This window comes from Kitasatospora sp. A2-31, assembly GCF_022288725.1.
Lineage (GTDB): Bacteria > Actinomycetota > Actinomycetes > Streptomycetales > Streptomycetaceae > Kitasatospora.
Map to the genome: position 1 here is coordinate 1 of NZ_JAKNTA010000209.1, position 1,297 is coordinate 1,297.

Sequence of the window (1,297 nt, forward strand, 5' to 3'; positions counted from 1 at the left end):
CCCCAGGGCGGACCCCCCGCCGTGACCACCAGGGACCGGAACGGCGGATGAGGACACCCCGGCCCCACCAGCCCCGGCCCCACCAGCCCCGGCGCCCGCCCCCGCCCGGCCCCTCGCTCGCCGCCGACACCGATGCCGGCCACGGCGTGCAGCAACTCGAGGGATACCTGTACTGGCAGGCCGAAACCGAAGAGGCCCGGCAGGCCGCCCGCGACCTGGCCGACCACCTCCCCTGGCTCACCGGCACCCAGCGCCACGACCTCGAACACCACTACACCCGCGCCCACCTCCACGTGTCCCGCGCGTACCTCACCCGGCTGCGCGGTCGCCGCGACGAACTGCGCGCCGAGTACGAGGCCCGCTACCGCCACCTGCGGGCGCGATGCGTGCTCACCGCACTCCTCGTGACGACCACGGCCGTGCTGTGCGCCGTCCTCAGCCTGATCCACCGCTGACCGGCCGGGGCCCGACGGTGCCCGCCTTCCCGCCGAAGCCGGGCACCTCGCGTCCGTCCAGCCGGCCGGGGGTCAGGCGTCGGTCGTCGTCGAGTGCCTGACCCAGCGGGTTTCCGCGATGCCGCAGGTGTAGGCGTGCGCCGCGGCGGCACGGAGACGACGGTCCGCGAGCCAGGGGCCGAAGATGCCGGCCCCGGATCCGGCGAAGCCGGGGTTGGTGAAGAGCCTCAACTCGTCCACCAGGTCCTGCCGTAGGAGGGACGTCACGAACCCCGCGCCGCCGAAGCACAGCAGGTCGCCGGCGGCCTCCTTCTTGGCCCGGGCGACGGCCTGGTCGAACTCGCCGTTGAGGACGGTGGTGTTCGGCCAGGCGCGCTCCGGCCGGCCCGTTCGGCTGACGACGAACTTGGGCAGAGCGCCGATGGCGCGGCTGAAGTTCCACTCCCCGTCGGTCGGGTGTCGGCGGGCCATCGCGTCCCAGTGGGCGAGGTAGCCTTCGTCGGCCATCGGACGGCTGAGGAGGATCCCCGCGGCGTCGGCGAACAGGTCGTTGAACGCTTCGCGCAGGTCCTCGCTCCAGGGCCACTGCGGCCCCCAGTTCCACAGCTGCCAGGTCGAATCCGCGAGCGTGCTGCTCACACAGCCGTCGATGGAGATCTGCATCGCCACGACCAAGCGGTTCATGACGTCCCTTTCTGTTCCTGGGCGGCCGGGGCCGCCTCTTCCCGGCGCTGCCACCCCCGAGTGACGGCACGGTGCGGATCGGCCGAACGGCCCGGCGCGTCACGGGCCGCTGCCGGCGGGAGGCGCTGACGGGGACGGCCCGCCGGCCGGACGGGCGG

Annotated in this window: 2 protein-coding genes; one reads left to right on the plus strand and one right to left on the minus strand. The window is 74.0% G+C overall.

Annotated features, from left to right (window positions below):
• Positions 1-47: 47 nt before the first annotated feature.
• Complete coding sequence (locus MCM47_RS40940; protein ID WP_238859941.1) at positions 48-455, plus strand: hypothetical protein; 408 nt, start codon at positions 48-50, stop codon at positions 453-455.
• Between the two features lie 72 nt (positions 456-527).
• Here the strand turns inward: MCM47_RS40940 and MCM47_RS40945 are convergent, their stop codons facing one another.
• Positions 528-1,139, minus strand: coding sequence for a dihydrofolate reductase family protein (locus tag MCM47_RS40945; protein WP_238859939.1), 612 nt, complete (start codon positions 1,137-1,139; stop codon positions 528-530).
• Positions 1,140-1,297 lie beyond the last annotated feature (158 nt).